This is a genomic window from Blautia sp. HCP28S3_G10, from assembly GCF_052065235.1.
Lineage (GTDB): Bacteria > Bacillota > Clostridia > Lachnospirales > Lachnospiraceae > Blautia_A.
Map to the genome: position 1 here is coordinate 1 of NZ_JBQHUL010000087.1, position 1,585 is coordinate 1,585.

The window sequence follows — 1,585 nt, forward strand, 5'->3', positions numbered from 1 at the left end:
AAAGACAGATGGCGACAAGAATGAAGCCCAGAATGTGACAAACGTAAATGGAAAGATCACCTTTGCAGACCTGGCATATGACAAAGCCGGAACCTATGAGTATGAGGTAGCTGAGGTACAGGCTGTGCCGAACGGATACACAGCAGACAAAACAGTCTACACAGTAACCGTAACGGTAATAGACAACAAAGAGATTGGAAAACTGGAGGCAGCTGTAAGCTACAAGAACGGCGATGTAGGTGTAGATAAAATTGTATTCAGAAATACATCAAAAGTATCCACCGCCTTCTCCGTCAAGAAAACTGTAAACGGTGCAGATGGTAAAGCCGGCGTGGAAGGTTTTGATCCTGAAGAAACCTACAACTTTGAACTTACACCTGTGACAGAGGGCGCACCGATGCCAACAGATGAATCTGGCAAGACGGTATCTGTAGTAAACGGTGAGACAGGAACATTTGGTCAGATCACATATACGGAAGCCGGAAAAACTTATGAGTACAATATCACAGAAAAAGCAGGAAGTACTCCTGGAATGTCCTATGATACAACTCCTCATAAGGTAACTGTAACAGTAAGTGAGACTTATCCGTTAGCAGCGACAGTAAAATATGATACAGATCAGGACAATCTGACTGTGAATAACCAGTACAATGGTCTGACAGTCAAAGTCAGCAAACGTGCCCTCAAGGGGGATGAAGCATTTGCACTTGCAGGAGCAAAACTTCAGCTTATTGATGCAGATGATCAGGAAAAACCTGTAAAAGAATGGGTTTCAGGAGAAGCACCGGAAGAAATTAAAGGCTTGATCCCAGGTAAAACTTACATTTTACGTGAAATTTCCGCGCCAGACGGATACACCGTAGCAGAGGATACACAGTTTGTTCTGAACCGGGATGGCACGCTGGAAGAAAAGACCACAACTGTTTACGACAAAGAAAGTAATACACTTGTTGTAAATGACAAACTTACTTCTGTATTTATCAACAAAGTAACCGAAGACGGTAAAGTCCTTGCAGGTGCAATTCTTCAGGTACTTGATGCAGAAGGAAAAGCAGTTACCCTGAATGACAAAGAAGTACAGTGGGAGACCACAGATCAGCCGTATGAGATCACCGGACTTAAGACAGATACCGTTTACACATTGCATGAAGTAAAAGCTCCGGACGGATACACACTGGCAGCTGATATTAACTTCACGATCGGAACAGACGGAAAAGTCCTCATTGGCAAAGAAGCACAGGCAGATAACACGATTGTTATGACAGATACTCTTACCAGAGTTGAAATCAATAAGGTAGATGCAGTTGACGGCAAAGTTCTTGCAGGAGCGAAACTTCAGGTTCTTGGCAAAGACGGAAAAGCAGCTGAAGTCAATGGTAAGAAACTTGAGTGGACTTCCACAGAGAAAGCACATGAGATCACCGGACTTAAGACAGACACTGTTTACACATTACATGAAACAGTAGCTCCGACCGGATATGATATCAGTGCAGATACTACATTTACCATTGGAACAGATGGCAAGATCAGCAAATCAGGAACAACTGCAAAAGTCAGCGATGATGGAATCCTTCTGGTAGAAGAT

At 43.3% G+C, this 1,585-nt stretch carries 1 protein-coding gene; it reads left to right on the forward strand.

Annotated elements, in window-relative coordinates:
* Positions 1-1,585 (forward strand): SpaA isopeptide-forming pilin-related protein (locus ACTNB8_RS16270; protein ID WP_441056108.1); only part of this gene is annotated, 1,585 nt, incomplete at both ends.